3 protein-coding genes are annotated in these 4,498 nt (G+C 51.8%); 1 reads left to right on the top strand and 2 read right to left on the bottom strand.

What is annotated here, in order from left to right; genetic code table 11:
* Positions 1-219: 219 nt before the first annotated feature.
* Together J1785_RS03115 and J1785_RS03110 are read right to left on the bottom strand one after the other, a co-directional pair.
* Positions 220-933 (bottom strand): response regulator, encoded by a 714-nt coding sequence (locus J1785_RS03115; RefSeq protein ID WP_129954879.1) that lies wholly within the window; start codon positions 931-933, stop codon positions 220-222.
* Positions 926-2,578 carry an ATP-binding protein gene (locus J1785_RS03110; protein ID WP_217137544.1) on the bottom strand — a complete coding sequence of 551 codons (1,653 nt, stop codon included), beginning with the start codon at positions 2,576-2,578 and terminating at the stop codon, positions 926-928. The genes J1785_RS03115 and J1785_RS03110 overlap by 8 nt, the downstream gene beginning before the upstream one ends.
* Positions 2,579-2,897: 319 nt before the next feature.
* Here J1785_RS03110 and J1785_RS03105 point away from each other — a divergent pair, with 319 nt between their 5' ends.
* On the top strand, positions 2,898-4,253 hold the full coding sequence (locus J1785_RS03105; protein WP_129954881.1) for a 2-hydroxycarboxylate transporter family protein: 1,356 nt from the start codon (positions 2,898-2,900) through the stop codon (positions 4,251-4,253).
* Positions 4,254-4,498: the final 245 nt, after the last annotated feature.

The raw sequence follows: 4,498 nt of genomic DNA, 5'->3' as shown, positions 1-4,498 counted from the left end.
TTGTAATTTAAATGAAATTAATGCGTGATGGTCGGTGCATATTGGCAGGTGTAAATAGAGATTTCAGATTTGCGTGAAAGCCGGAAATTTACCGGTTGTCTGAAACATGAATATGCACTGAAATAATAGCCTGAACAGGTGGGGTAAGCCGGAAATTGGCCGGTGAGAACACCGGCAGGGAGGGGGTAATTCGCTCAGGGAAACCGACACAATTGGACATCATGACGCAGATTTCCCGCCATCGGCTATTTTGCGATACAGGCGCCTCGGGTGACCGATATTTCCGTACTGCATCTCCACGGCGATAAAGCCAATTTCCACGCAATATTCCAGATAACGGCGGCCTGTCGTTTTGCTGATCCCGACTTCTTCTACCACCTGCTCGACTGACCAGCTGACATCAGGTTTGGTGGTGAACGCACGCTGAACCAGTTCCAGCGTATTCGGCTCAATGCCTTTGGCTGAAGGCGCTGAAGGTGTGTCGGTAGCGGGCAGATTAAACAGTTTATCCAGCGCCCGCTGATCAACAACTTTGACATTACGCAGGGTTTGCACCAGTTGCATGAAGCGTTCAAGTGAACTGCGCAGGCGATGAAATGACACCGGCTTGATAATGTAATCGAACGCGCCACTGCGCATTGCCTGGCTGCAGGTTTGCATGTCGCTGGCGGCGGTGATGAAAATGACCGAACACTCGACACTTTTCAGCAACGGGCTGTCGATCAGATCCACGCCCTGACCATCGGGCAAATAATTGTCCAGCAAGATCAACCGCGGCTGATGCAGCCGCAGCAGAGAACGCGCCTGTTCCAGTGTGGCCGCAATGCCCACCACGCGCAGATTAAAATTTTGCTCGATAAAATCACGATGCAGACCGGCCAGATGCGGCTCATCTTCCACAATCACGACATCAAGTGCGCTGCTGTTATTCATGGTTCTGTCCTGTTAACGCTTCAGCCGGGTACGGGATAAAGACTGAAAATATCGTACCTTGCGGCGTGTTGTCTGATATTTCGATGCTACCACCCGCCTGACGGACATAACCGGCAACCAGATACAGGCCGATGCCATGTTCTGCACCCGTGGCGTCCTGTCCGCTGGAAGGCTTACTGGTGACGCCTTGTTCAAACAGGTGCGGTTTGAGCGCATCTTCCACACCGTTGCCCTGATCGGCGACTTCAATCAGCAGTTCCTGGTTTCTGTCGGAAATATACAATTCAACCGGCGCAGGCGGCGACAGCGCTTTCAGCGTGGCGTCCACGGCGTTATCGAGCAAGTTACCGACTACGGACATCAGCTCGGTTTCGCTAATGCCTGCCGGAATGCGGGTGAGCTGACAAGCCGGGTCGAAACTCAGCCCGACGCCTTTTTCACGCGCGCTGACGTATTTCCCCAGCAGCAGGCCGCACAGCGCGGGTGAGGTAAAGCGCGCTGAGACGAAATCCAGCACCGCCTGTGCGCCTTCCGATTGCGCCTGTATATAGTGCATGGCGTCATCGTAACGCTGCATTTGCAACAAACCTGCCAGCGTGGCGGTCCAGTTGAGCTGTTCATGGCGCATGATGCGCAGATTATCAGCATAGCGTTTCACCTGACTCAACTGGCTGCTCAGCGTATTAATGTCATTTTTATCGCGGAAACTGAATACCCAGCCACTCTCTGCACCGGGTTCCAGTTCGATTGGCACGCGGTTGACGATCACCTGGCGCTGATTAAGTACCGTAATCTGATCATGTTGACTGTTATTTCCACTGACGCCGCTTTGCGTGAAGAATGCGGGAGGCGTCTGAAGCACCTCCGCCAGGGGTTTACCCAGCAGTTCGTTTTCGGGCCGGCGGATATCGAGCAATTCACGCGCAGCCCGGTTAATGGAAATCAGCTGCTTTTCAGCGTTAACCGCAAATACGCCTTCATACATGGCTTCCAGTAAAGCTTTTTGCTGGCGAACCAGCAGGGCGATATCTTTGGGTTCCAGCCAGAACATCTGTCTTTTAACGTTGCGGGTAAACATCCAGGAAAAGATAAACAACAATAATAAAAGCAGCAAACCGTATAAACCGGCCTGCGCCAGACGGCGGCCATTAATATTGTCGATATATGAGGTGAGATAACCGACCGAAACAATCCCGATCACCTGGTTATTCGCATCCAGAATCGGGGCTTTGCTGCGTAATGAAACGCCAATGCCGCCCTGACGCACAGAAATAATGGTTTTACCGGCCAGTACACCGGCGTTATCACCGCCAATCATCGGCAGGTCTACGCGATCCGGCGATTCGGAATGATAAAGATGCAGCTCGCGGGTGTCGCCGATGACGATATAACTGGCGTCACTTTTATCGCGTAATGGCTGGATAAGCTGTGCGATGCCGGAAATATCCCGCGCCTTAACTTTCTGCGCCAGCCCTGGCATCAGCGCAATCTCGCTGGCCTGAACCCGTGCACGCTGACCGAGATCATGATGCAACTGGCGGTCGATAATATGAAATAAAATCGCCCCCAGCAGTGCCAGCAACACGCAGGAAAATACCACCAGAGATAAAAAGAGTTTTACCTGAAAAGGTAATCTGAATTTCATACGACCTGCTGCAAGGCGAACTTAAAACATACATTGAATAAGCCTATCACGGCAAAATGTGAGCCGTAATCGCAGAGAAGCAGAGTTGTGAACAGGAGATTAAAATGGCGATGATTTCACACAGTAATGACAGGGTTAAAGGTGGGTTTTACTACTAATCTTATAATCCTTATAAAGCAAGGTGCATTAACACCATAAACACCATAACAACCTTTATCCCTGCGATTTTAATTTGAACAACCTCACATCCGGCTGACCGGTCGTTTTCATATGCTCAGACCATCAATAAGAAAAGACTCCCGAAGAAAGAGGCAATGTCATGAGCACAACCGACGATTCCTACATCGCTGTCAAAGAAACGAAAACCTCCGGCCTTTCAGCCAGACAAAAATGGTGGCACATTCTTGATAACTACAAAATAGGCATCATCCCGCTGCCATTTTTTCTGCTGGCGGGCGTACTGATCCTGCTTGACTGCCTGAACGGCAAGTTGCCGAGCGACATCGTGGTGATGGTCGCCACGCTGGCCTTCTTCGGCTTTGCCTGCGGTGAGTTCGGTAAACGCTTACCTGTGGTAGGGAAACTGGGGGCCGCGGCGATTTGTGCCACGTTTATTCCTTCGGCGATGGTGCATTATGGTCTGCTGCCGGATGTTGTTGTTGACTCCACGGTCAAATTTTATAAATCCACCAATATTCTCTACCTCTATATTTGTTGCATTATTGTCGGCAGCATCATGAGCATGAATCGTCAGGTGTTGATTCAGGGCTTTATGCGTATTTTTGTGCCGATGCTGTGCGGCGAAGTTGTCGGGATGATCGCCGGTATGGCGATGGGCACGGTTTTAGGTTTACCGCCGGTGCAAACCTTCTTTTTCCTGATCCTGCCAATCATGGCCGGTGGTGTAGGAGAAGGCGCAATCCCGCTGTCGATGGGTTACGCGACCATCCTGCATATGGAGCAAGGTGTGGCGCTTGGGCGCATTCTGCCGATTGTTATGCTTGGCGGTCTGACGGCCATTGTGCTGGCGGGTGTGCTGAATCAGCTGGGGAAACGTTATCCACATCTGACGGGTGAAGGCCAGCTGATGCCGTCGGGCAACGGCAAGATGGGCAGCGGTACTGAGGAATTTAACGGTAACCCGGGCGTCAATGCGCTGGCCTGTGGCGCACTGCTGGCGATCCTGTTGTACATGGTCGGAATGCTGGGCCAGAAATGGATTGGCCTGCCGGCGCCCGTGGGCATGCTGTTTGCGGCGGTGCTGGTGAAACTGGCTAACGGCGTTTCGCCGACTATTCAGCACGGTTCAATGACGGTGTATAAATTCTTCCGTACGGCGGTAACTTATCCGGTGTTATTCGCGGTGGGGGTGGCCATTACGCCTTGGCAGGAGCTGATCAACGCTTTCACTATTCAGAACCTGCTGGTGATTGTGACCACCGTAATGGCGCTGGTCGGCACCGGCTTTTATGTGGGTAAGAAAATCGGCATGCATCCTATCGATGTGGCGATCGTCTCCTGCTGTCAGAGCGGGCAGGGCGGCACCGGTGACGTGGCAATTCTGACATCCGGTAACCGCATGACGCTGATGCCCTTCGCGCAAATTGCTACCCGCATAGGCGGCGCAATTAACGTATCTGTCGGATTATTCGTGCTGGCGAAATTCTTCGCATAACATCTTCCCCCCTTCAGCCGAAGGGGGACACAGAGAACGCCCCTGCGTCTGTTTTTAGACACATTGCGGGGGGTATTTTTCCGATGAAATAATCCTCCGCATGTCCCGTATTAACGCGCTTATTCAGCCTTAATGCTTCTTATTCCCTTTTAATTGAGTGCCGATTCCTTCTCCTTTCCTATACAAAAGGGATTTTCCTACCCGGGGAAGAATAAGCACTTCCAAAATGCTGATCGATATAAGAA

It is taken from the genome of Rahnella perminowiae, from assembly GCF_019049755.1.
GTDB classification, from domain to species: Bacteria; Pseudomonadota; Gammaproteobacteria; order Enterobacterales; family Enterobacteriaceae; genus Rahnella; species Rahnella perminowiae.
The sequence above is the reverse complement of the archived record's forward strand: the minus strand, read 5'-3'. Positions and strand labels throughout refer to the sequence as shown.